Here is a 674-nt window from a genome sequence, read left to right on the forward strand (position 1 = left end):
CTCAGCATTTTATTATGGTGATCCCCTGGGCGAAATGCGCCTGGTAAGCAGAGTTTTTGAAATGTAAGGCCTTTGAATAAGACAAAAGGCTGCCTCATCGCTAACTTTGCAACAGTGCCTTCCGGGGCACCATTTTTGGCGCGTTTAGTGCCGCCGCGTGAGATCTGTTCATGATAGATTTGCTCGCAACCCGCTTTTGTCAGTTCATCAACCTGATGCGTTACATCCTGAAGATGTGTCGATTTACGCGCATAGCCGATTATCATTTTGCCACCCTATTTTGTTACATCGTTTTTGTTGTATTGATACTGTAACGGGTTTTGTTACAGCCGGAGAGCGTTTTATTGTATAGGCAACTGCTTATAGGGATGTGTCACAGAAACCATCGTTTTTGATACATTAATTTAACCAATAGGTTGCAGATCAAATCGCCTGTAACAGCCTTTCTGGCTGTTTGTATATAATTATGAAAAAATGGTGAGTAGAGTTTCAGGGTAACAGGGGATGTTTATGTCGGTTTTCCACAACTGGCTACTCGAGATCGCATGTGAGAATGGCACTGTTGCAAATAGTCGGTGGTGATAAACTTATCATCCCCTTTTGCTGATGGAGCTGCACATGAACCCATTCAAAGGCCGGCATTTTCAGCGTGACATCATTCTGTGGGCCGTACG

Annotated in this window: 1 pseudogene; it reads right to left on the reverse strand. The window is 44.1% G+C overall.

Annotated elements, in window-relative coordinates:
• Positions 1–266, reverse strand: a pseudogene (locus tag K0778_RS29000) (hypothetical protein); the annotation flags it as partial.
• Positions 267–674: the final 408 nt, after the last annotated feature.

This window comes from Escherichia sp. XD33, from assembly GCF_019375075.1.
GTDB classification, from domain to species: Bacteria; Pseudomonadota; Gammaproteobacteria; order Enterobacterales; family Enterobacteriaceae; genus Enterobacter; species Enterobacter flexneri_A.